The organism is Marinobacter sp. ST-43, from assembly GCF_030541085.1.
GTDB lineage: Bacteria > Pseudomonadota > Gammaproteobacteria > Pseudomonadales > Oleiphilaceae > Marinobacter > Marinobacter nauticus.
The window spans coordinates 1-24,728 of the sequence record NZ_JASSVO010000025.1 but is presented as its reverse complement, the minus strand read 5'-3'; the positions used below and the strand labels follow the sequence as shown (position 1 = coordinate 24,728).

At 50.6% G+C, this 24,728-nt stretch carries 19 protein-coding genes; 3 read left to right on the top strand and 16 right to left on the bottom strand.

All coding sequences use genetic code 11. The features are described 5' to 3' along the window. Nucleotide 1: 1 nt before the first annotated feature. Genes QPL98_RS17925 through QPL98_RS17905 form a run of 5 tightly spaced genes read right to left on the bottom strand, consistent with a single transcriptional unit; the run spans nucleotide 2 to nucleotide 6,386 of the window. Nucleotides 2–1,927, bottom strand: coding sequence for an EH signature domain-containing protein (locus QPL98_RS17925; protein ID WP_303293720.1), 1,926 nt, complete (start codon nucleotides 1,925–1,927; stop codon nucleotides 2–4). Then, nucleotides 1,924–2,715: an OmpA family protein gene (locus QPL98_RS17920; RefSeq protein WP_303293719.1), complete on the bottom strand. Its 792-nt coding sequence runs from the start codon at nucleotides 2,713–2,715 to the stop codon at nucleotides 1,924–1,926. Before QPL98_RS17920 ends, QPL98_RS17925 begins: the two co-directional genes overlap by 4 nt. Next, nucleotides 2,715–4,808: an anti-phage ZorAB system protein ZorA gene (gene zorA, locus QPL98_RS17915; protein ID WP_303293718.1), complete on the bottom strand. Its 2,094-nt coding sequence runs from the start codon at nucleotides 4,806–4,808 to the stop codon at nucleotides 2,715–2,717. Before zorA ends, QPL98_RS17920 begins: the two co-directional genes overlap by 1 nt. After that, nucleotides 4,787–5,719, bottom strand: coding sequence for a metallophosphoesterase (locus tag QPL98_RS17910; protein ID WP_303293717.1), 933 nt, complete (start codon nucleotides 5,717–5,719; stop codon nucleotides 4,787–4,789). The genes zorA and QPL98_RS17910 overlap by 22 nt, the downstream gene beginning before the upstream one ends. Before the next feature lie 19 nt (nucleotides 5,720–5,738). Then, a complete protein-coding gene (locus tag QPL98_RS17905; RefSeq protein WP_303293716.1) occupies nucleotides 5,739–6,386 on the bottom strand; it encodes a hypothetical protein in 648 nt (215 codons plus the stop codon). A 139-nt stretch (nucleotides 6,387–6,525) separates the two neighbouring features. On the opposite strand from QPL98_RS17905, the gene QPL98_RS17900 reads away from it, so the two are divergent. Next, nucleotides 6,526–7,452, top strand: coding sequence for a 5'-nucleotidase (locus tag QPL98_RS17900; protein ID WP_303293715.1), 927 nt, complete (start codon nucleotides 6,526–6,528; stop codon nucleotides 7,450–7,452). Nucleotides 7,453–7,747: 295 nt separating this feature from the next. Here the strand turns inward: QPL98_RS17900 and QPL98_RS17895 are convergent, their stop codons facing one another. The 4 genes from QPL98_RS17895 to QPL98_RS17880 form a co-directional block, all read right to left on the bottom strand. Next, a complete protein-coding gene (locus tag QPL98_RS17895) occupies nucleotides 7,748–8,695 on the bottom strand; it encodes an opioid growth factor receptor-related protein (protein WP_303293714.1) in 948 nt (315 codons plus the stop codon). Nucleotides 8,696–8,716: 21 nt separating this feature from the next. After that, a complete protein-coding gene (locus tag QPL98_RS17890) occupies nucleotides 8,717–10,828 on the bottom strand; it encodes an ATP-binding protein (RefSeq protein ID WP_303293713.1) in 2,112 nt (703 codons plus the stop codon). 65 nt (nucleotides 10,829–10,893) lie between these two features. Then, complete coding sequence (locus QPL98_RS17885) at nucleotides 10,894–11,679, bottom strand: DUF3883 domain-containing protein (RefSeq protein WP_022992916.1); 786 nt, start codon at nucleotides 11,677–11,679, stop codon at nucleotides 10,894–10,896. After that, a complete protein-coding gene (locus QPL98_RS17880) occupies nucleotides 11,676–12,683 on the bottom strand; it encodes a YafY family protein (protein WP_303293712.1) in 1,008 nt (335 codons plus the stop codon). Before QPL98_RS17880 ends, QPL98_RS17885 begins: the two co-directional genes overlap by 4 nt. 510 nt (nucleotides 12,684–13,193) lie before the next feature. On the opposite strand from QPL98_RS17880, the gene QPL98_RS17875 reads away from it, so the two are divergent. Next, nucleotides 13,194–13,550, top strand: coding sequence for a hypothetical protein (locus QPL98_RS17875; RefSeq protein WP_113880679.1), 357 nt, complete (start codon nucleotides 13,194–13,196; stop codon nucleotides 13,548–13,550). A gap of 236 nt (nucleotides 13,551–13,786) precedes the next feature. Here the strand turns inward: QPL98_RS17875 and QPL98_RS17870 are convergent, their stop codons facing one another. Then, entirely contained in the window at nucleotides 13,787–14,452 is a 666-nt protein-coding gene (locus QPL98_RS17870) for an SOS response-associated peptidase (RefSeq protein ID WP_113880678.1), read from the bottom strand. Between the two features lie 170 nt (nucleotides 14,453–14,622). On the opposite strand from QPL98_RS17870, the gene QPL98_RS17865 reads away from it, so the two are divergent. Next, entirely contained in the window at nucleotides 14,623–15,414 is a 792-nt protein-coding gene (locus QPL98_RS17865) for a PcfJ domain-containing protein (protein ID WP_081699751.1), read from the top strand. 300 nt (nucleotides 15,415–15,714) lie between these two features. Here the strand turns inward: QPL98_RS17865 and QPL98_RS17860 are convergent, their stop codons facing one another. The 6 genes from QPL98_RS17860 to QPL98_RS17835 all read right to left on the bottom strand — a co-directional run bounded on the left by QPL98_RS17860 (nucleotide 15,715) and on the right by QPL98_RS17835 (nucleotide 24,477). Further along, on the bottom strand, nucleotides 15,715–16,164 hold the full coding sequence (locus QPL98_RS17860) for a DUF3592 domain-containing protein (protein WP_113880736.1): 450 nt from the start codon (nucleotides 16,162–16,164) through the stop codon (nucleotides 15,715–15,717). A gap of 195 nt (nucleotides 16,165–16,359) precedes the next feature. Beyond that, nucleotides 16,360–18,081, bottom strand: a complete 1,722-nt coding sequence (locus QPL98_RS17855) for a GTPase domain-containing protein (protein ID WP_113880735.1) — start codon at nucleotides 18,079–18,081, stop codon at nucleotides 16,360–16,362. Further along, complete coding sequence (locus tag QPL98_RS17850) at nucleotides 18,081–20,207, bottom strand: GTPase (protein WP_113880734.1); 2,127 nt, start codon at nucleotides 20,205–20,207, stop codon at nucleotides 18,081–18,083. The genes QPL98_RS17855 and QPL98_RS17850 overlap by 1 nt, the downstream gene beginning before the upstream one ends. 251 nt (nucleotides 20,208–20,458) lie before the next feature. After that, nucleotides 20,459–21,784 carry a group II intron reverse transcriptase/maturase gene (gene ltrA / locus QPL98_RS17845; RefSeq protein ID WP_303293711.1) on the bottom strand — a complete coding sequence of 442 codons (1,326 nt, stop codon included), beginning with the start codon at nucleotides 21,782–21,784 and terminating at the stop codon, nucleotides 20,459–20,461. Nucleotides 21,785–22,292: 508 nt separating this feature from the next. Next, on the bottom strand, nucleotides 22,293–22,709 hold the full coding sequence (locus tag QPL98_RS17840) for a lysozyme inhibitor LprI family protein (RefSeq protein ID WP_113880732.1): 417 nt from the start codon (nucleotides 22,707–22,709) through the stop codon (nucleotides 22,293–22,295). Between the two features lie 196 nt (nucleotides 22,710–22,905). Further along, complete coding sequence (locus QPL98_RS17835) at nucleotides 22,906–24,477, bottom strand: IS1182 family transposase (protein ID WP_022991741.1); 1,572 nt, start codon at nucleotides 24,475–24,477, stop codon at nucleotides 22,906–22,908. Nucleotides 24,478–24,728: the final 251 nt, after the last annotated feature.

Below are 24,728 nucleotides of genomic sequence, written 5' to 3'. Positions count from 1 at the left end.
TTTATTTGAACTTATTGATGAATTCTGGCTTTACCACCCAGGTATGAATATCTTTTCTCAAAACAAACGGCTTAAGGGGGCCTGCGAACATCGCTACGAGTTCCTTGAGCGGGACATCCAAAAGAGCAGCGACATGTCGAGCTTTCGCGTTTGGATTGTGCGCCAGGTACCCTAAAACCGTTTTGTGGTGATCAGATAAGTATTCTGTATTGTTCTCTTGGCCTCTATGCCTTGTATGAGAATAAGCTTCTCGGCGTTGATGCGCAGTTATTGACGGTTTACCCCTCAGAAAGCGATCAGTAGCACTTTCGGGTCGTTTCTTTGAGAAAAGTTCCTGAAAACTTGGAGGCGGTCGATTGTGGGTTCGCTGACGGTTGCGTACTTCCAGATGTCCAGGCAACTCCTTCGGCTCCGGAATACTGGCTTTTGGCTTTTTCACTACCGGATAACCATGTATCGCGAGGTGACCTCGATATTCTGCTGGGCTAAGCAGGGACTCTATATCGAGTTCAACACCTTGCTCCGCAAGGAAATTGATTACCTTGGACTGCCATGTTCCATTATGAGTGACGGCCTCATAAGGCAAGTCATACATAGCAGTGTACTGGGAGGGTGTTATGCGAGTCAGCTCAGCGTGGGTAAATGATGAATGGTCATACGATGGAACGATCTTCCCGGGAGGTGCAAGATACACCCAAATTTTGAACATATGGGATCCTTCCACAAGATAAAAATCACCGCAATCAACGTAGATAATGGCTTTATCCGCTAGCCCACTCTCTAGAATCGCAAAATTGGTTTTTATCTCATCGCCAAGAAGCCTTTTAACAATCCCTTCCGCTGACCGCCCCAGCATCAACCGTGTGTTGCGAATAAGCTTCTGATTGTAGAGCCCTTCAAGAAAACGTTTTCGAGCGGGAAACATCCGCTGTAGATCGGATTTCCCACTTTCGATTCCATACTGTTCCAAGGCCTGTAGAAAGAGTTTGAGATCTTCTCTCGAAAGCCATCCTCGCACTTTCTCTATGCGAGCACTCCCCAAAGGCTTCCACCATTCCTGATAATTCGTAGCGGAACTGTTGATTCGAGGATCTCCGGCAACGCCCAGAACGAAATCCTGCCAAGCTTCTGAGACTTCTGAGCCCGCTCGATCTATGAGGATTTCCAAAGCTGCGTGGCCGATTCTTTTGCCTTCTCCAAAAGGAGCGCGGTTGACTGACGGTTTGAGAAGCTCGTCGAAAATAGGATCCCACTGGCCGAGCTCCACTTCTTTGAGAGTCTCAATATAGTAGTGCGCCCGGCATAGGTCCCCATACCGCCCTTGGTCATAGCCGACCAAGCCAAGCGCAGCGAACTTTTGCTCAAGTTCCTGGCCACTTTCACGGACCTGTCGAGAAAAATAGGAGGGGCCCTCACTGCCGATCAACCAGTTGACATTCTCCTTGATCGACGCAACAGGATCTCTCGACATGTGCTTGTGCGTCTGACGAGGTTGTTTTTTGCTTTGGGCCCGGAGTACCGCTTCTAATTTAGAGGAAAGTCCAGGCTCTATACTTTCAAGGTGGTCAAACTCCTGAAAATAAAGCTGGCATAACTGCAGGAAGGTTGTTCGGGTAAGCCTAGGGCTTTGGGCCTCCACCAACGCCTCTATAACTGACTGTCTACAACTGATTTTCCGAATTTTTTCGTCGTTACACCACAGCCAGGTTAGCGCTCTTGCGCCCAGGCGTTTCTCCAAGGCATCATAAACGTCGCCGAAGTCGCCATTATTAATTGCTTTGACTATCCTTTGACACATCAAATCAAAGGCACTGCCACTTCCCGCTGATTGAGCGAAACTTTCGGCCTGATTAATGAGATTAGACCAGCCAGACTGAACGTGTTCCGGCCATTCCTTTTTAAGTTGCGGGGGCTGAGGCAGCTTCATTTCGTTAAATCTACCTTTGCTCGAACCTTTTCATAGTCCTCGCTACTGGGCCGTCGAATAGTGAATCGAATATCAATTCGACGATTCTTGCTATAGTCATCTGCAGTACGCTGATTTTCGACGACAGGCCTGGTTTCCGCGTACCCACTCACGGAGAAAAGTGGTTTGCCCTCGCCGTTTTTCAGGCTGCTCAACTTGGCACGCTCCTCAAGTGAGCGCTCCCAGAATTGCCAGAGTGAGATAGCTCTGAATGTAGACAAACACCAATTACCTTTTTCGCCACACAACCGTCCGGTAAACGGCCTGCTATCGGTATGCCCCTCTACGAAAACGGTGTCCAGATAATCGGACCGGTCTTCTTTAGAAATGAGTTGGTGGAGCACTTCACCGATTTCGCGAGCGGTATTCTGATATTGCTGGCCGATTTGGTCAGCAGCAGTATCAAATCCTAACAGCTGGTTTGGAATCCTGAGAACCGTACTGTTTTCGCTAACTTCGACCTGAATTCCGCGCTTTTGAAGAATCTCTGCGGCCTCTGTCAGAATATTTCTTCGAACCTTCTCCGCTTTTCGAAGCAGCCTAATCTCTTCCTCTACTTCTACTACTTGTTCCTGTAAACGTTCCCGCTCTTGCTCTGCTTCCTCCTGCAGCTCCATCAACTGGAGGATTAAGATCACTGAGGCCAGGATAAAAATAACCAACAATCCAGACATAATGTCGGAGAAAGACATCCAGTAAGGATTTTCTTCGTCTACCGACACGTGCTTCTGAGACCGGAGCAGTGCCATTAGCGGGTCTCCAGTTCATCAAGAATACTGTTCATATTCTCGACCACCCGCAGCATGGAGTCGGCATAAGCCCGAGAGCTGTTATTCCATTTGTCCATGCGGTCTTCGATTTGTTGGTTCACCTGTGTGGAATAACTCGACAGCCAGGATTCTGCCTGTTTTTCAATACCAGAAACCTGGTTGGCTAGATTCTCAGATAACCCACTGAATTCAGTTTTGATTGATCTCAGCCATTCCTGTTGGTGCTGTTTGAGCTCGGCGAAACCTTCGTTTGTTAGTTTTGCAGCATTGCCATATTGCTCTACGCTAGCTTGAATCGACCGTTGGAGCCCTTCAAGCAGTCTAGACTGTTCGCTCAGTCGTTCTGAAAGCAATGCATTCTGTTCGCCGGCAGATTCTATGACTGATAAAACCTCCGACATACGGGTGCCCAATAGGTCGGTGGCTTGTTTTACCTGGGAGCTGAGTAGGCCAAGCTGATTTGCACTACTATCCAGATGTTTGCTGCTCTCGGAAATGGAACCGGTAACACTAGCGAGTTGTTGGAGAGTTTCTCGGTGCTGCTCAGCTAATTGCAGGCTTTGTTTTTGCGTTGCTCTAACAGATTCCGCAATCTCATTAAGCAGACGTTGCTGCTGCTCGGCGACTTGTTCATTCTGCTCTCGGAAACGTTCTTGCCTAAGACCTTCTCGCTCATCTGCCGCCTCAATCTGTGACTTGAGACTTTCCATTGTCCTACCGGTCAGATCCGCGAACATTTGCTCCATTTTCTGCTCGCGTTTCAGAGATCCTTCTGACGCCCTCTCAGCTCTCTTATCGGCAGCCTCCAGTTGTCTTTCGACCTGTTCTGAGAAACTAGCCATCAGCTGACCGAACTTGTCCTCCAACGCTTTTTGGCTGCTTGATGCGGAGTCCGCAACCCGACTAATCTGGTCGTCAAATTGACTGGCTTGTTGCCGTGAATTCTCAAGCTGTCTTTCTTGCTGTTCGTTGAGTTTTGTGAAGAGCTCTCCAAGTTGGTGGCTCATATCAGTGACAGCAGTGTTCACGTCGGAAGCCGCCTGTTCAAGCAATGCCCCCTGGTTTTTTGCTGCCCCGCTAACGCCCTCAACGAAATCGCCTACCAACCGCTCGAGAACCTGAGTGGACTGCTGGCTTGCGTTACTGACCAGAGACTCAATGGCAGGCGCCATAATCTTGTTTAACGCCGTGGTAAAAGCCTCTTCCATCGAATCAGAAACGCCTTTGATACTCTCCTGTAACCGATCGCCTATGCGCTCATGAAGTTCCTGAAGTGCCTCCTTGCTCTCCCGACTACTATCGGCGATGTGAACCAAAGACTGCTCTGCCGGTATTCTTGGGTAGAGAAAATCGATCTCTTGCTGCACCGACTTAATCTTGGATAGCGCCGAGCGCTCCATAAACTTTTCAACCATATTGAGTAGTAGGCTAAGACCCACACCCCAAACAGAGGTCATAAAGGCAACTGTCGCCCCCTGAATTAGTCGATCAATACCATCACGCAGTTCCGGGATGTCAGAGCGGGAGCTCAAGTTCAGGCTATCCAGGCCAACCGTTAAACCCACGAAAGTCCCTAGGACACCGATCGCCACCAAAAAGCTTGGCGTCGCGGCAAGCAAACGACTTCCTGTAAGGCCAGGCGCAAGTGTTCTGGCGTTAAAGAAATGATCAGCATCCAGGGTGTTAAACAGCGCCTTCTGATCGCCCGAAATCACCAGGCTCTCATCAAATTCCCGCCAAACCTTACCAACATCCTCTTGCTTTAAGCCCAGAGCTCTCTGCAGAACTTCACGACGATTACTCGCGAGTGATTTCTTGTCTTGATCACTGATGAGGGTTCTGAGTGAACCCAACCTGCCTTTGAAACGCAGAAAATGACGAGTAACTGCGATGACTGCGACCAAAAAAATCACAATCATAAGCAGCCAAAACAGCGTTGCTAGACCTTGTGGTGTGCCGTTTGATAAAGCAGTAAAGTCAGGAAGTAGGTGCGAAAGCAAACTGACAAAATCCATTTTTGGTACCCTGTTTTTTATCGATTTTTCTTTTTTCAGAAACGGCTGACGTAACAAAAAGCCTCTTTGGCGAGTTCACGCTCACCATCCCACCGGTAAGCGCATAGTTTTCCGTCAGAGTCACCTGCAATGCTGTAGTCCAAGCATGCAATATGCTCATTCAGCGGCGCAGGCTCGCCTTTCATCCAGTAGTGACCGACGAATACAGGCTTCTCACCGTCGTAGCCTGGCAAGACATGAGAGGCAACCGGCAAATGCGGTATCTGGTCGATCGCGTCTCCGGGAACCATGGCGAGGTCTCTATAGGTCAACTCGCCCTGCTGCCACCACTTAGTCCGGATGTTACTTCGCTTGTGGTTATTTTTGTCAAAAAAATGGTGATCTCCCGGCAAAGGGATCTCCAATCCTTTAATTAGAGTCTCGATGGCTTCATAGGCATCACTCCCCTTCCTGCTCGTTTGCTCCCACGCCTCGGGCAGCAAGCGGTTTTCCGAATCAGTGTACTCACCAATAACGTCCAGATGTTCCTGATGCCAGCATGCATGCACAACACGTAAACCCGGCAAGTCCATATACACGGGCAATGTTTTGAACCACTCGATCATTCTATGGTGCAACTCACTACCCTCACCCACTTGTTCAAGAAACGCCTGATGTTGGTCCAGGTTTTTATCGGTATGGGGGCGCAGGTACTCACCAGAACTCTTCGGATCTTCCGTGGCCCAGGCCACGGCATTGAATTCGTGATTGCCCATGACTGCCAGGGCTTGGCCGTTATCGACCATACTGCGCGCAATGTTGACGGTTTCCACCTGCTCAGGGCCGCGGTCTACAAAGTCCCCCAAGAAAATCACCTTTCGCTCGGGATGCTGCCACACGCCGTCTATTTCACGGTAATTCATTTTGGTGAGGAGGGCTTTGAGTTCGGTTGCGTGGCCGTGGATGTCACCTATCAAGTCATACATCATTCATTTCCTTTTGAATTCGTTATTGCTGGGCTGACTGCACCACTGATTTAATGACGCCCAGTTGGCGCCCGCTGACTACCCCAACCGATTCTGCCCCACACCGCTTACCAACCACTTCACCACGCAGGTTAAAAAGGTAGGCTGCGTTCTTTTCGTAATAAAACCAATACTGCTTGATCTTACCCCAGATGCCAAGTTCTCCCCCCGTTTCAGCGACATGCGCCCGAATGCGACTCTGGGTCTCGCCTAACTGATCAGTTAATGAGTAGCGCCAGAACCCTTCAACAAACCGCAGATAACGCTGGTCGTCGCATGCTGCCAAAGCGAATAACGGTTGGCTTTTTCGCGTAAAACCAGTGTCTATCCAGATATACGGCTTGAAAGCACGCCGTTCCTCCTCCAAACGGGTAGTGAGCTTTGCGATACGCTGTTCGACCACTGGCTCCTCCATACCAACTGCGCGGCAAAGGGCCCCGAGGAAATCTTCGCTGCTGTACTTGAAGTCGAATCCGCCCTCACCGAGACCAAAGTCAGGGCATTCCAATACTCGTTGAAGGCGTTTTCGATTCGCAGTGGTAGGTCGCACGTAGCCCATTGCTGTGAGGATGTCGTTATGTGACGTTGCGGCCACCCGGATAGTGAGATCCGTTTTAAAGTTGTTGATCACGTTATGCCCTCCCTCAATCTCGGTTTAATCTAACGCGACCATGCGACATATCCGGTCGCTCTGAGGAGAACCGCCGGCTATGGTAAATTGCGTGTCTTGCGAAGCCGGAAACGATCGACGGAGGCTCAAAGGTTCAACTATGCCCTACCCGATAGAAGACAAGCTGGTTATAGCGGTAGCGTCCAGTGCTCTGTTCGATTTATCCAACTCCGACCATGTTTTTAGAACCCAGGGCGAAAAGGCCTACCGGAAATACCAGGAAGCGAACCTGGACTCTCCGCTGGAGAAAGGCGTTGCTTTCCCTTTCGTCCGGCGTTTTTTGGCCATTAACCAACGGTTCCCGGATAAATCTCCTGTTGAGGTGGTTTTGCTCTCCCGCAACTCCGCGATTACCGGCAAGCGAGTGTTCCGCTCGATCAACCACCACGGCCTGGATATAACCCGTGCTGCTTTTCTGGAGGGCAAGTCACCCTACCCCTACATTCCCGCCTTCAACGCTTCGCTGTTCTTGTCAGCTAACGAGAATGACGTTTTGCAGGCCATCGACTACGGGCACCCTGCCGGCACAGTATTGCCAAGTCAGGTGGTGGACGATGAAGGCGATACAGAGCTGAGGATTGCTTTCGACTTCGACGGTGTGATTGCGGATGATGCATCGGAAAAGGTCTATAAATCTGGCTCTCTGGAAGAGTTCCAGGAACACGAAACCACCCGCTCCCACATTCCGCACAGCCCGGGCCCGTTAGCTGATTTATTCCGGAAGCTCTCCCATCTCCAGAAGTTGGAAGACAAAGCGGTAGAGGCCAACCCGAGTTATCAGCGTGTTGTCAGAACCGGCATTGTCACCGCCCGCAATGCCCCTTCCCACGAACGGGTGATCACGACTCTGGAGCACTGGGGCGTAGATGCCAATGAGGTGTTCTTCCTGGGTGGTATGAAGAAGGACAGGATACTGAGTGTGCTAAAGCCGCATATGTTCTTTGATGATCAGCGATCCCACTTGGAATCTGAAGCGGGCAATGTACCGATGGTACATATTCCGTTTGGGGTGGCTAATATGGGCTGATTCAGGTGCGCACGCCTTGGCGCACCTGAATTGATAGGGTCTCAGAACCGGAATTCGGGGCCAACGGAGAATACGTTGATATCCGCTTCGCCGGTCTCGTCTTCATCGCCGACATTCAGCAGAAGATCCCAGTCTGCGCGCAAACGCAGCTACTCAGAAACCTGGTGGCTCATGCCAAGTTCGAAACGCAACACCGCTGTCCTCGTCGCTTTCGGAAATGGACAGGAAGCCGTTGCTCGCCTCGACTCAATAATTAATTCAGTCGTGTTCCACAAACCGATTCGAGCTCACAAGGTTACTTTGTAGCGCTGCGCCAGTAGCCGATGGAGGTTTCATTTACGTAGCCCTGGGTTTGCCCAAGAGTTATGAACGCCTCCTGAACCACCCTCGCCAATTCAGGCTGATGGCAGTAGTGCAGGCTCCGGATGATGCGGGTAATGCGAAGGTGATTATGGCCACCCGCTTTCAACCAGATGTGGTCCCTGGGGTTTAGGTCCGGCAGGGCCTCTATCACACCATTCCGGCGGACAAGACCATAGAAAGCGAGCATTCGATCCAGCGCCTTTCTCTGTTGCTGCTTTAGATCGCTATCGCGTTTGAAAACGTCGCAATCTTCTTGGGTTAGTATCGGCGCCATCGGATTGGCTCGACTGGCTTCTGGAATGGGAAACAGCCACTGCACAAAATCGTGGGTGTGCTCCAGCCAGAAGTCATCAAAGGCGAGGATGTCGTCGATCGTTCGGCCCTGGTGGTCCCGGCTCTCGACTCGCATGAATTGAATCAGGCGACTCTCCTCCGGCTTGGTAGTTTCGGCGATACTGATGAGGTTGTGTTCAGGCCAGAGTTCCGCCGATGTCTCATCGAAAGAGACCAGCCAATAGCGGTTTTTTTCGCTAGTGAAGCCTCCGAATTCCGATAATGGCTGCTCGAGCATCAGGGGCTCTGTCACGTCGAAATATTGAGCATTCCCCAGCATTCGACGCTGTACTTTCCGGGCCTCTGGATTGTCATTCGGCAATGCCCAAAGTTGTTCAGACAGCGCGTCCCAGCGCGCTTGGGAGTATAAAAGAATGGCTGGCCAGTCCGGTGATGCAGTTGCTACCAACTTGCCTGTCATTAGGCGATTCAACTCCGGTGACAGAACGGCAAGCTCTGCCCTATCCAGCGTCGCCGCTCTCTGCCAGTTAATGGTGATTGAGTTAACCGGGTAGGCGCAGCCGACTTTCCAGGCTGGTTTTGGCATTTTAATCACTTGCGCGCTCCTTTACTGAACGAAGCCGATGGGCTGGCTGAGCAGGCCCTCAGTTTGCTGGCGTTGTTCCTCTTTCAGGGCATCGAGCAATCGACCTGTACGTGGCCGGAATCCTCGCAGCCGGAGGTTCTGAACGGCAGCTCGCATAACGCCCGGTGTGAGATGGTCCAGTTCGGTCAGGTCTGATAGTGTCAGATTGATGGTCTTTTCCGAGTCCACAACGCAGGCTGCAAGTATGGCCTTCACCTGCTCTGGCGTCAGATAGCCAAACTCCACTTTCATCTGAAAGCGGCGAAGGATGGCTTTGTCAAAGCTGTCGAACCGGTTGGTGGTGGCGAGGAACACGCCTTCGAAGCGTTCCAGGCGAACCATGAATTCGTTGACAGCACTGATCTCCCAACTGCGGTGTGCCATATTGCGGCTATAGAGAAAGGTGTCTGCTTCGTCCAGCAGCAACACCGCACCGCTACGCTCTGCTTTATCGAACATCTCGGCAATGTTCTTTTCGGTCTGGCCAACATACATGCCCAGCAGATCACTGCCAGATTGCAGCATGAAGGGTTTGTTCAGGCGCTTGGCAAGTTCCTGAGCATAAGCGGTTTTACCGGCACCGGGCGGGCCATACAGGCAGATTCGGGCGCTACCTTCCTCGCGAATAAAACGCTCTACGTTCCAAAGTGTCGGTTTGGTGTTGATCCACTCGGCCCGGAATTTGGGAAAATCGGACTTCTGAGCTTTGGGCAGAATACGGCCCGGCATCCGCTTCCCCATCACTTCCAGCCGCTGCCGGACCATGGTCTCCAGGCGATGCTGGTTACGCATAACCTGGCGTTGCGGAAGATAGCGGCCTACCTCGGCCAGATTTCTCGCGAGAGCGGGCGTCATCCAGGGTTTCCTGGCTACTTCCGATACCCAGGCCGGAGCAACAGGTAACTCAGAAAGCGTTTGTTTCAGCTTATCGGCTTGGCGATCACCACCTGTGCCCTCGATCTCAACAATGAAATCAAACCTCCTCAGAAACGCAGCGTCGACGGCACTGATGTTGTTGCTGATCCAGATCACCGGGGCGCGATTCTCCTCCAGCATCTGGTTGAACCAGCCTTTGGCGAGCTGATCGGATTTTCGGAAAGCGTCTTCCATTTCATCGAACATCAGAATGGCGCCTAGCCGATCTTCCAGAAACATCTGGGCCATCTTGGCAGCGTCCAGACGAACACGGCCGGTCATGGCGCCAGAGTGGCTGTCTTTGGTGGGCACTTCATACAGCGGAGCACCCAGTTTTTCCGCCAGGGCCCTGGCCAATTGGGTTTTCCCTGTGCCGGGCTTGCCGTAGAGCAGAATGTTTTTGCCACGAGATTTGTTATTGAGAGCATCCTGCAGGTAATCCTGCATCAGCTGAAGATCAGGAATACCCCTGAAGTCGGCGATGGAATGCAGTGCCGCTGGTCCTGGAGGGCAGATGTGCTTGAACAGCATCTGTTCGATGTCTTCTGTGGCGCCTGCGTCACATTGCTCAGAGGTGGCCACCACCAGCTGACTCAGGAGCGGCCCGGCCTCTACCAGATCCCAGATATCGCTGTTCTGGTTCGGTTCCTCCAACAGGCGAATTTGGCAAAGCATGGCGTCCTGATCTAACGCCGCGGCAATGGTTCTCCCGGATTCTCGCATCGCCCTGGCCAGAGCACTAACAGAGTTTCCAAATTCATTAATCTCCAGATCCCGCATGACTTCCTTAGCCTTCGGGTGATTGAGGAGAAGGATGGCGAAGATCAACAGTTTGACCTCAACCACGCTCGGCTTCAGCTCCTTGATCAGGTTGGCCAGCAGAGGCTCAAAGGACAGTTCCGGCTTGCCTTTCAGGCTTTGAGTAAGCTGCTTTTCGCGCTTACGTACTGCCTCCAGGAAAACCGCTGCACTTACCTCACTCTCATCTCTTGTCGGCAGCTTCAGCCCGAGGAAAACGTCCGGCTCGTCCATGCCAACGAGACGGAATTCCTTTTTATACCCGGTGATGAGGAACAACCGGCAGAGGTAGATTTGCAGTAGCTTCAGCTCGTCTTTGGATGAGGATGCAGGATAGTCCGGCTCGTGGGCTTCATTGATGAGTTCTTTCCATAACAGCATAGCGGGCCTCCAGAATATCTTGTGATATTGTGGAGAACTCCTGCGACAAGCAGCGTCGCAGGAATTTAATCAGCTTTGAGCTCACACCTGTAGATAGTCGGCTTTATATCGAAACTATTCGATATCTCCGAAGGTGAATACCTATATATTTTTGGATTAGTATCTGCTTCGGTCACGACCATCAACTCCCATCCGGGCATGACTTGGGAAGCTCGATATTCGTTTGCTGAGAGAAAGAAGGTAGGTGTAACAGAGGATGTCCCTTTGACCTCTATCCGTCGAACTTCATCCTTTGACTTAGCCAATAAATCGAATCCAAGGTTTTTGGTTTCAACGGATTCAACATCGTAACCTGTTTCGCGTTTGGTCAGTGTGCCAATAACGTACTTAATGGCAGCTACTTCAATCACTTTCCGTCGCTCGGCATCTTGGACATAGCCGGCCGCGAAAAATCCAGTAGACTCTTCCTCGGTGTTCTCGCCAACTAAAAACAGAACTCCGCTCAACTCGCCGCTACGACCTTTCCTGTAGCTCTCTACCTCGCTGGGATCTGTCTCAAATTTTTGGGCTTTATAGTGGCCCAACAGAGCCCACTGATTTGTAGCAAGTTTGAGATACACCGGAAGAAACGCATTTGCAGCAACCATCTTCTTGGATAAGCTCTCGAGTCTTGGTCCCTTTCCTACAAGTATCCGATTTGGTGCCTCTGGATTCAGATCAAGTCTAATGGCCATGCCTGTAACATTTCCGTCACGGGTTCTTATAAAGCAGTCTCCACCACCCAAAATCTGTGCCAGTTGTTCCGTCGTGACTTTGCTGATTGAGCTCTGGTCGTTTTCGAAAATGCTCATGAGTTATTCCCACCTCTTACTCTGTTAAGGCTCCGCGAAAGCGTGTTCTCAATGTCTAGTTTCAACCACTCAGGCTCCAGAATATCGCAATGAATCGCCTGCGCCGTCAGCCACCACCGCAAATCCTGCGTGTCGCCCACGGTAACGGCAATCTCGAACGTTGAGTCATCAATCTCATTGGTGATCTGGTCAAACCCCAAGGGTGATTCAATCAGATGGTTCAAAGCCGGTTTGTCACAACGTAACTTCAGGTACACAGGTTCATCGGACTTGAGAATGCCCATAGCGCCTGAACGAATGTACAAATCCAGATCGAAATCCTCTGGTCGATCCGATGGTTCCTCTACCAACTCACCTGTAGTGGCCCGATGCAGAACCAGTTGGCGCGTGCCTTCCCTGCCCTCGATGGTGCCAATCAGATACACATTCGGATCCCGGAAAATCAGTCCAAACGGGTGTACCACGATCTCCTCAGGCTCGGCCCATTTACGAGCCTGGTAGGTCAGCTTGCACTTGTACTCTCGTAACAGGGCTTCGGTAACGGTTTCCAGAACATCCGCATCAATAGCCGGCCGTTCACCCCCCAGCCCGCGGTTGATGACACGCACTCTGTTTGGCCACTGGCCCAGAGGATTCTTTTCCCGGAGCAGGGTGCGATGGGCTTCATCGAAATGGGGCTTCAGGTGCGACAGAGCCCGTGGCGGCAACATGGGAGAGAGATAGGCCCGGGCCAGCTCAAACGTTAAAGCAGCAGGCAGGTCGAGTGCCGGGATAATATCCATCGTCGCATTACGATCGAAAGACCACCGGTACGGTCGGGATTCCTCATCCACGATCAACGGAAAGTCCAGACTCAGTTTCTCCAGATCCCGCTGTATTGATCGCATGGTGACTCGGAAACCGTGATCATCAAGGCGCTCTGCAAGTTCACTCGTGGTGATGGTCTTCGGGAAACGAGGCACCATTCTGAGCATGGTGAGGTAACGAACCGCGGTGTTGGACATGAAAAATCCTTTTCTTTTGAGTGGCCTTGACGCTGGCGACGTTATTTGTCGCTTTAGAATGCTAGATTTTCATTGCCGTGAAGTAAAGCCGCTAACCGAGAAACAACGGAGGATCACCAACCCTGAATAATCAACGCTTTCCTGAGCTGTTAATCGAACATGGTTTCACCACCGCATCCTACTGTTTCGAAGATACGATGCTTGGATTTCATCACGAGATCTACAATGCGCTTATTCACGACAATCCGGTGTTCAATTCAAACTCCCGAATCTACCATCAACCGGAATCTCCTGAAGCGCTTATTCGCTGCGACCTGATAACCCCTGAAGACCTGGATAGAGCAGCCTCCTATTTCTACCAGGTGTGGTATGCCGAACTCCACTACGAAAATCCCGTGCTCGAGATTCTGGATCTCAATAGACGACGCACAGGTGCAGTTATCCATGCCCTGACTATCAGTGCGCATAACGCCATGACATTTCTTTTCACCATCCAGCGAGGTATTTCACATGAATCGATATAAAGCGGAACAAGCCCGAGCGCATCGAGAAGCTCGCATTGGTAAAACGCCAGCCGAAATCCAAGCTTTGGATCAGGTTGACGCGCTCAATACCCGAATCCGGGAGCTCGCGCACAAGATTCACGCGGACCGGTTTCCGGAAGAATACGACCATTACTATGACTCTATTGCTGATGCCAAAGACCGCAGCCGCGGTATCAACCCGATGTCCCAAGAGTACATTGATAAGGTAAATACCAGACGACAGGAACTTGGGGTAGCGCCGTTAGCTGAAAACGGAATGCCGGTTTCCAACGAGACCTGGGAAATTGCTTTGCGTGAAGCGGAGAATCAGCTGACACGCTGACTATCAAAAGGGAGGAAGGAGTACTATGAATATTGTGGTTTTCGTATTTCTTTGTGTTATGTGGGTATCCGTTTCCCTTCTGTGTATCAGCTATTTCAACGATGCGGTTGATGGGTGGGATGAGTGGGAAAGCTGCCCACCATGGTTCAGAGTATTCATCGTCATATTTTCCCCAATCGGTTTCATCCGGTGGTGGTTTCGTTAAACCGGGACTTTTTCCTAACGGTTCGCCCACCTCAATCTGCCGGAATCACCTCAATCTCGCCTGTCGGTTCTAACCACTTGGTGCTTTGCACCGGTTCGCATACCAGCGGAGCTGAAATATGCGTTCTCATCAGCCTCTGGAATGCATCCGTTTCGTGAAACTCTGGATCCAGCCAGGGATCAAACTCCTCCGGGCGCAGCATCAATGGAATGCTCTTGGGGTGGATATGACTAAACCTCGGGTGCGGTGGCAGCGTGATGACAGTGAACGAGTTCACCTGCTCATCGCCAAAATGCCAAGATTGCCATAGTCCCGCGAGCGCCGTGGCCTCGTGTTCCGGGTGAATGTTGTAGACCTGCTTGCCCTTCCATTCATGAAATGCGCTGACCGGCACAATGCAGCGTTTGAACGGATAAACTTTCCTCCACAGCGGGCTGCTGGTCAGGCGATCACTGCGGGCGTTGAAGGTATGGAACTTGGGGTTAGGCCGGAAGCCATAATCATTTGGATTTTGCTCGATCAGCAGTGACCAGATGCCCGGCAACAGGTACCGGTCATCGGCCGCCTCGATGACGAATTCACCGATCCCACCTGGCGGAACGTTGTGTTGAGGTCTTGGTGCGACACCGGGCAAACCCAGCTGTTCCATCAGCGTTTTAACTTCAGGTGAGTCTGTTACGTTGTACCGTCCGCACATAGCTTCATCCTTGGCCGTTATTTTTGAGGCAGTGTAGTCAAAGTATTACGGCTTAGGCCTCGGGCCAGTTCCTGGAGCCGCCGGGGTTACCCCTGTTTACGCTGGAAGATGATGCGGGTCGGCGTCTTTGCGATGCGCTGCCGGAGTCTGTCTCTGCGGTTGCCGCTTTAATGCCGGCTATGGACTTTGAGCTGGCGCAGGCTTGTGCGACCTCCGAGGCGGCGCGTGAACTAGCCAACGATGCTCCCCTGCTCTTCATCCTGGCGGTCGACCATGCACGAAAACAGTCGTGGTCGCTCGAAGCGTTTAACGCTTTCTTAGCCGGTAAGCGCTCTGACATCCTCAAAGCCGTTGGGCTTCCAGGCAGCAGATCCCTGGTTCGATTAGTCCGTCGACTGGCCTTATCGCCTCTATTACCCTGGGAGCTGGAAGATATTCGCGCCGCACTTCAGAATTCGGAGTACTTAGCCTTGATGCGGCACCATCCTCAGCTCCATGTAAGCCACCTTCGTTTACTGAATCGCGTTCGACAACCGTTATGGCCCGGATTGCTGAATCTGGTGGACGAACACACCTCCGCAGTGGAATTGTCCTGGCTGTGCCGGATGATTCGGGACACCTTGGCCATGGCCGGCCGGAATGAGCAGGTTCTTGCCGGCATCCATTCCAGAGAAGCTCTTCAGGCCCAGCACGACCGCCTGGTTGAACGGTTCAACAGGGCAAACAGCCGAAACTCCGAAGAGAAGCGCCAAGACCTGGCGAAAGAGCTTTCTGAGGAACACGGCGACTACCCGAAACCGCCCCTCGCCCCAATCGAAGGGATAGAGCCTTTGCGCTCCTGGCTGGAGCTTCTGGAAGAAGGGGCAACCATGCGGCACTGCGTGGGCAGCTATGATGTTCCAGTTGCCCTCGGGGAAGTGTTCATCTACCGGATGATCCACCCGGAGCGTTTAACCATCTAGCTTGAGTGTCACAACAAGACGTGGGTGCTTGGCGAGGTTCGTGGGGTGTGTAATTCCAGCCCTTCGGAAGGTACTCTGGATTGGGTTCGGCGGTGGGTGAATACTGATCGCAAAAGTTAGAAAACACAGACCGATGCAACTATGTGCAGCCTGACGGGCCCAGATAAAACCAATGTGCAGCGTGGTCGCAAAGCGAACATTCAGATGGTGCGATAACGCTTGCAGCATGCGCGCCTACGGAATGGAACCGAAGGCACAATGTAGTAGGCGTCGCCGTGCCTGCACTGGTTATGCCTAAATTTAAAATATGTAGTTACTAAATGCTATACCACCGACGCAAACAATTCCCAATGTCATTGTGATAAACAAATGTAAATTATTATTGCCAGGCTCGATCACTGACTGCTCTGGATTATTAGGATTATAGTAAACTTTAACCACTCTCCCATTACGATAATTATTAAGTAATTCTTCTGCGTGTGCCTTATTTCCAGCCGATTCATTTAGTGAAAAATTAATGCGAGTAGAGGTATAGTTTTTGCCACTAACCTTATATCGGTATTTAATGTTTAGAATATGCCCATTAACACCAGATGGATTTGCATAATATTCTGACTTACCTGAAATTATTAAACCATCTGTCACGGGCCATCCTTTGCTTTTAATGCCGAAGTAATAACGCCAAAAACCTAAAAAAATTATCACTAGCAAAACCAAACGAGCAACCCATATTATAATTAATCCTTCCATGTTGACGACTCTTTAAAGGGAATAACGCTTGGCTTTGCGGCGCTCCGGAGCGCCAGCGGAGGTGCGTCCGACAACAGCCACTTGTTAAGCATTTCCTTGTGAACCCAAGACTGTCATTCGTAATAAAACTCTTATTTTCACTATGTCTTTAGTGACTAACTGAGCTGAAGTTATATCTGTCATAGGTTCGTAACTCTACCCAAGCACCAATCTATCGCGCAGATTGTTTAATTCAGATATCGCCTTTTCAATTTGTTGCCGCTGTTTAATATTCGCTTCTGATGTGCTCTGTAAGTCTTGCAATGCTTCAGAAACATGGCAAATTTCAGTCGTATAGAAAGATGTTGATAACTCATCCATACGTTTAACAAACTCATTTTTCAACTCAAGAAATATTTCCCGATAATTCTTCCTAATATCGCGTCTAGTAGCTATTAGGTCTGCAGCACGTTTCTCTTGTTGAATGTCGTCATTGATTTGTACGATTACGCCGATTAACGCCATAACCGGCCCGATAAACTTCGCAGCTGAGCCAATTTTTTCAGCAATATTAATAGCTTGATAAGGTTTAAATTTGGCGCCAAAAAAGTGTCCTACCTCCAGGACTGCTTTGTGGAGGTTACTTCCCGATGCTGCTTTCATCCCTTCTTTAGCAGTCTTATTGATCGCCTGATTTGATAACCATGAGAATCCTTTCTCTGCAGACTTAAGAGTCTGCTGTGTTTTTACCGAACTCTCATATTTATCGCCGATATTATGCGTTTCAATATCAATATCTGCATTAGCATTAAGTTGATCTGTAGCTTGAAAATGATCGCTCAAAGCGGCTTTGAGTGACTCTGCTAGCGGGCTTGTATCCAGCTCTTGCAGATCAGATTCAAGAGTACTTAAAGCTGAATCGACGATTTTCTCAAGTTTCAGCTGGGTTTGCTTAACTTGAGCAAGAACATCATCTGCAGCGCGCAGCTGTATATGCTTAAAATCCGCCTCGTTGAGACCATCATCCACTGACTCCGCCAGCTCATCACCAATAAGTAGAATATTTTGCTCCATTTCAGCTAAATTGCCATCAAACTGCTCTTGAAGCTGCTTTTGACTAGACTTTAATATCCTCATCTTTTGCTGAAGCAGTTCAACCAGCGCTTCCTGCGTCGGATCTTCAGCGGCCAACTTGCCTAGTAGCTCTTCTAACTGAGTGTGTATAGCGGCTAACGGTGTAGTCACCTTGCCTAGCAAACCTCGCTCTTGGGAAAATTTGTTAATAGCTTCGATAAAGCCACTAAAGTTGGATAGAGCCATTAATTCTGTTCTATCTTCTTCATCCTCTTCTTCTAATGACTCGAAATATGACTCTGCATCAACAAATACAATAGGAAAGTCTTCCGGTATTCTGGGCTCTAAAACCTCAGCAATCCCATTTAATTTGGTCTCCACAGTACCTGAATCGCGTTGAGATTTATTTACTACCAGAAGAATTTCTTTTTCTCTTCCTTTTGTAAAACATAGATCTCTAAATGCAGCCCCAACAACATCGTCAAACAGTTCATTTGTAATCACGTAAACCAACAAATCCGCTTGATCCATCGCTGTAAATGATGCTTCATCATGCTGTTCCCTTTCACCAGCAAGTATGCCAGGGGTATCCCATACAACCAGATCTTTGTAGTCATACTTAGTCACTTGATCGGTTGTCACGCCTGAGCCAACGGGAATGTCATCAAGTCCTGTTAATCCTTTAATTAGAGAGGATTTCCCAGAGCTATATTGGCCAACAAAAGCGATATTTAGCTTTGAATTTTGATACTCGTCTTGATTCGGAAAACTGAGGTCCAGTTCAGTTAACTCATTTCTCTTAGACAAATCAGCGATAAATTCCGATACCATTTGTTTAGCCTGATTAAACTTCAACTCTTCCATTAATGACAAACCTCACTCATTTCATGCATTGGTTTTGCAGATAACTTGATATTACAAATAGCAGCAGCCAACATAATATTGCGTCCCTGCTTTCCAATAATCCGGCCAAGATCTTCTTCTTTAGCAAAAATGAAATACTCTCCATTTTCACCTTCGACTCGAGCCCTATCTTTTCTAAGACCCAACATATGAGAAAGCATCTTTTCTACCGAGTTTTCGTATACCACTCTAACCCGCTCACCCAAAAGGGTCTGCAACGACGAGAGCAGCTCAGGCTCTTTAAAATGATTGGTGACGGTAAAATAGCAAGCGTAACCGGGTTGGCGGACTATGCGTTTAAACTGTGGTTTTTGATATTTATCTGAAGCCACGATGTCCATAGACCGAAGCAAGTACCTTTCGTTTATGTCATGTTCTAATTGATCAAGCTGGAGAAACGCTTTTTCGAGAGACTGAATAAACCTCTCAAGCCCCATGCAGACCTCATTTAAGTCCGATTTAACCTGAAGTATCTGCTTTCGTTCGATATCCTTGTGAAACCATTTTGTGATTTCTTTAATCGAACTATCCCGTTGCACTGCTATTTCATCACGAATCTCCTTAGTTCGACTATACTTTTCCGTTTGAAGCTTCTTGGTTTTTGAATCCGAGAACATTTGAAATAAACCAAAAACGAAACCTGCCGCAAATAGTCCCCAACCAATGGGATTCCAGCTATTTGCAAAAGCAATGGCAGAAAGAACACCCAGCCCGGCTGCTGTCCAACCATTCATGCGTTTATAATCGAAAGGATCAAATGACCTTTTACTTCCCTCCATATTGAGCTTGCCACCAAGCTCAATATTCTTAGCCATATCCCGATTGAATTGTTCAAGATCAGCAGCAAGCTCTTCAGCTATATTATTTGCCACATTTTTGCAGCGTTCTTCTAAATCAAAAGAAGCAATGTGATCTTCAAGTCTATTGCCAAAATACTTAGACTGAATATTGTCATCAACAAAACTTGATATTGACTTCATTAACGGAGCAAAAGCGCGTCCGACATCTTTTTCAATCTTACCCGGCACCCGTTTTGACTGGCGTTCGTGCCATTTATAAACACGCTTCTGGGTATTAGCATATTCCTTGAGCAGCCCTTTCACTGATTCTTTCTGGGAACGAATCAATGTCTCAAGATCATCCGTATGGGTTAATGTCGATCCTAATAGCGTTTGAACTCGCCTAGTACGGCCTTTATGCGTAATTTCATCTGTTAATAGCGTCAGAAGATTATCCATTCGACTGACTCGATAAAGATCTTCTTTTTGATCGCTATAGGCTTCCTGAGTCGACAAAAAAGCTGCTTGAGCGTGTATAGGGACAATATGGATGTATCTTGGGTTCATCCCCAGCTTTGCAGCTTCATTTCGCAACCTTTCCTTGTGCCCTTCGAGGTCTGAAGCATTGTAGATATAGCTATTGGGATCTTTTATCGCCTTTTTTCGATGAACATTCTTCTCCAGGTTTTTCTTCACGTTCACAACAAATATTAAAGGCTTGTTCAACTGATAAGCGTATTTCAGCTCGGTAAATGTAGACTCCTGAATACTATCATCGCTGAGTAAAAATATAACCACATCTGATTGTTCAAGAATGCTGCGTGCTATCTCTGTATCTTCCTCACCGTTATAAGCACCAAACCCTGGTGTATCTATAATACGAAGATGATTCCAGTCATACTGACGCACGTCTCGGGTCGTTCTTTGCGCCCCCATCCCTATTGTTGATCCATCTCCTCCAGTGATGGCTTCACGTATAGTGCTTTTACCCGCCATAGTGCGACCAAACAACATAACACTAAAGCTTTTTAGTGACTCTTTCTGCTGTTCTAAAGCCTTTGCTTGCTTAGCCCTGAGCAACTCATAACCGGCACCCAAGCTGCTTTGAATATCAGTCAATCCCTTTGCCGCAACCTGATCCTTGGCGGTAACTTGTTCTGCCTTCCATGCAATATCGTTAAATTCATTGTTTAGGTTTTTAACAATTTGATCACAACGCTTACTAAACTTTACTGCCGCTTTGAATTCTTCCTGAGCAATCTTTTCGCAATCCTTCAATGCTTTGCGATAAGCATCCAGCTTCTTCATATATCTATTCTCACAATGAATAATTCACTCAATTTCTACACCTATTCCCTTTCCGTCTGAATCACATTGATTGTTTCGTGATTATTCATAGGTGAAAAAAATGAATTTTCCCGCCCTATCTGACAGAGGTTTAATTCACTCATTTTTGTATGCTTAATCGGGATAGGGAGGCACCTCACGGCCCCCCTCCTCCCACATCACCGGGCATACGGATCACGTACCACGGCGATTCAGTGACTTGATTCAACCCGTTACCGTACTGCCAATTCCGGCAGTCCATAGCTCCGGAACAACCGGGCCGGCAAGGCGTGCCGCAGTGCCAGCGAATGACTCAGCCGCCACGGGCCGTGGGCTGATTTTGCGGTGTTCCAGGCCAGCCTGACCGAGACACCCCGCTTTCTCAGCTCACGATACCCCCTTCGGCCCCATTGCTTCCACACGTAACTTCTCATTCTCCGCCGTATCCACTTGTCCAGGTCCCGCAGCGGGCTCAGTACTTCGGCTGCGTCGAAGTACGCTTTCCAACCAAGCAGGGTCTCTTTCAAATCTGCGATCACCTGCGCCAGTGAGTGGCCCCGTGTTCGGCGGCTCAGGTTCCGGACCTGGGTTTCCAGCTTGCTGATGGCTTTGTCAGCCACTTTCAATCGCTGCCCTTTCCGGCTGAGGGTGAAGCCCAGGAAGTTTCGCTTCCAGGGCCGGTCTACCGCGCTCTTTCGTGTATTCACTGTGAGCCTCAGCGAGTCCTCGATAAAGCGCGTCAGACTCACCATCACCCGCTCGCCTGCGCGGTGACTGCCCACGTAGATCTGGCAGTCATCCGCGTAGCGGGCAAATTTCAGGTTGCGCCGTTCCAGCTCCCAATCCAGCTCATCCAGCACCACATTCGCCAACACCGGAGACAGTGGCCCGCCTTGGGGCACGCCCTCGGGTGTTGGTGTTTTGCGGCTGTCAATCTGTACACCTGCCTTCAGGTACCGGTTGATCAACCTGAGCAGCGGCCTGTCCGGCGTATGCCTTTTCAGCCGTGCCATCAGCCGATCATGATTTACCCGGTCAAAGAAGGCTTCCAAGTCCAGATCCACTACCCAGTTACAGCCTTCCCGAGCGCAGTGCTGTCCGTATCGGACTGCCTGATGGGCAGAATGCCCCGGGCGGAAGCCATAGCTGTGTGGGTGGAAGCGGGGTTCCCAATCCTGCTGGATAACCTGAGCGATTGCTTGCTGGATAAAGCGGTCCAGCACCGTCGGAATACCCAGGGGGCGGGAACCGCCGTTGGCTTTGGGAATGATGACCCGCCGGACCGGCTTCGGTCGATAGGTCTGCTGGAGCAGTTGTTGCCGGATCTCCGGCCAATGTTGGCGCAGATAATCCGTCAGTTCATCCACGGTCATACCGTCGATGCCCGGCGCTCCCTTGTTACGTCGAACCTGTTTCAGGGTGCAATTGAGGTTGTCCCTGCTCAATACACGCGCCATCCACGGTGAGGGTTGAACGGAGTGCGAGTCTTCCCGGTTTCCGGCAACGGGTTTATCACCTGGAGACTCCAGGGGCAGCGCAAGCTGCTTTGCGGATGCCATCCCGTTTCCCTGCACGGACACTCGACTCCTGTCTCTGTTCGGGCCTTCAGTTCACGGGCGAACCTACTATGCCTTCGGCTGATTTCTGCCACGCGATCAGAGGCGATCGCTCGTCTCTCAGTGGGTCCGTCCACACGTGGCAGACCTCCCGGGGTAAGGCACAGAGCTTTCGCGGCATGAACGCCCGATTTATAAAGCACACCCCAGTCGCAGAAGGAGGGCTTCGCGGTCACGTGCCCGCTCGCCCCGGATGTACCACACCTCGTATCGGGTTCCTGTTCGTCGCCCCGCCGCTTTGGATTGGGCTTCCTTCAGACCCCACCTCGCGATGACGCCCTTGCCCTTCTCCTAGCCTTCGGCTCTGCGAACACCTGGCAGGAGGACTTTCACCCGGGCGGCGCTCCGCTCCCTAGTTCTGTGCCATGCCCGGCACACACGCTGCAATAAACGGCGCCCTGACAAGGGCGTCCGGTGGAGGCCGTAGGCCGGAACGAATTTAATTGCCTTGTTAGAAAAACCAAGGACAGCCATTCTCGGAACAGCCAACTAAATGCTGCAGGTTCTCAACGCGCTTTGCCGTGAGGTATATCTCGCACTCGAGTACTTTAGCCGTCTGTATGCTTGCCAACTCGAACTGATCTCTGACAACTGAACACTCTCTTTGGCGAAACGTTTCCCACGCATCATTTGCAGCCGCAATTTGGGCCTCCAGACCCTGATTGTAGACAAGCCCAATTCTTTGTTTCTGCAAGCCTGCCAGCTCTGCTTCGAGCCCATCATTTATTTCTGCAAGGCAACTGGATTGCCCAAACCGATCTTCAATGCCCCAACAAGATTTCACTCTACTGCCGAGCACGGCGGCGCTATCCTCAGCGACAGCAGAATACGGTAAAAGCAGTAGTAGCGCGGCGATTGATGCTTTCATGATTTCTAACGAGGCTGTAGAAAAACCCGATTCCGAGTCATTCCAAAGGCCTGGTTCCTGTAATTTTTATCACGGCCATCAACTGGCCGATTCCCGTGATTTCGATGTTCGGCCATCCGCTTCGGCCTTTTGGGGCTCCTGGATCCGGTATTGCTGGTGTCCAGCAGATGCTCGTCCGGGACTTCCACTCTCGGCATTACGCCACCATCCGCCCGTAATTCGCCAGCTTCTCAATATTGTGCACCAGGCAGTATAGCTGCCACTGGCCCTGCACCTTCTTTTTGCCCCGCAAACTGAAGCGATTCAGGCCCTTATTCGTGCCAATGTTGCCGAACACTGGCTCCACCACCGACATGCGGTGGCTGTAGATCTCTTTGCCCTTTGGGCTGTCCACCCGGTGTTTCATCCAGTCGGTGTAGTTGGGCAGGCGCTTGTTCTCTATGGTGAACGAGACCTGCCTTCCTGAACCTTTGCGATGATTGGCGGACGCCGGATTCTGCATGCACTGGCGCTTCTTCGTGCAGTGCCGGCATTGCAGCAAACGACCTTCGAAATGCATCCGGATTTTGCCATTCTCGGCTTTGCGTTTGCCTTGGTAGCTAATGGCATTGCCTGCCGGGCAGATGCACGTCAGATTCACCGGATCGAACTGGAATTCACTGGCTGGGATGATGTCTTTCCGGCCCGTGGTTGGCTGGTTCTGATGGCGTTTGCCGTACTTCTCTTTCTGATTCTGGAATTTCGGATCACGACTGCGGAACCGGTTGTCCGGCACGTAGCCATTAATCTGGCGCTCGTGCAGGTACTTCATGTTGGCTTCGTTGGCGAAGCCCGTGTCAGCGGTAACGATTGTGCCTTTCTGGTAGATGTTGTCTGCAATACCCAGCTTCTTGAAACGGACTTCCACGCGCTCCAACACCGGTTGCAGGGTGTGGTGTTCCTGGCCTTCACCAAAGGCCTGGGCATCAATAATGACTTGGTGTTTCCTGTCCACCGTGGCGACCCCGTTATAACCCTGGATCGTGCCCTTGCTGGTGGTCATCTTGGCGCTTTCGTTATCGGTGATGTTGCTCTTCACTTCCTTGTTCCGTTTTCCCCGGCCCATCCTTGGGCGGTTCGTCTTTAGGAAACGGTCCACTTTCTTCGCCGCCTCATCCAACGACAGGATGGTTTTCGCTCGTCGGATATCCCGGTCCAGTTCGGCTTCGGTCTCTGCTTCGTCCCGCTCGTAATGGGCCTTGAGGTGATGGCGAACCAGGCGTCGCAGCTTGGTACGTTTCTCTTCCAGCTCTTTGAATGTGCCGGACCATTCCTTGGCCGCGTTCGAGGGCATCTTGCAGCCGTCGATGGCAAAGAGTTCGTTGCCCAGCAGGCCTTGTTCATGACAGACCAGCAGCACCTGCTCGAACAGTTCTTCGATCTCACCCGAGTGGCTGCTGACAAACCTGGCCAAGGTGGTGAAGTGCGGAGCCGTGTCGCAGGACAGGGCCTTGAAAATGATGTTGGTCTCGCAGCACCACTGCATCTCGCGGCTGGAGGTGATGCCCTTGGAGTAGGCGAACAGGATGATCTTCAGGAGGATGGCCGGATCGTAGGCCAGCCGGCCGGTGTCTTCGTTGCGATACTTGGGGTGGAACACCGACAGGTCCAGCTTGTGCTCGATCAGGTAGTGCACCGCATGTTCAAAGGTGCCGGGCTGAAGCTGCTCCTGGTAGTTGATGACAACCATGGCATCCTGGTCGTAGTTGTAATGCTTGAAGCGGGGCATCTGACCACTCCTTGTCCGTTTGCCTGATGCTATCAAAACCGAGGGGGATTTCGGGGTTTTTCTACAGCCTCAACGCTGCGAGCAGCGGCGCGTATTTTGCGTCCGCTGCCTTGCCTGGTTAAGTGGCGACTGTTAATGGCCAATTAAAATGACCCACTACTGGCCATTAGTTTTGACCCACCCCCGGGTGGCCGTCAGGCCACAGAACCAGCTACTGTCCCCGGCTTTTATCGATGGCCGGGGGCATGTCA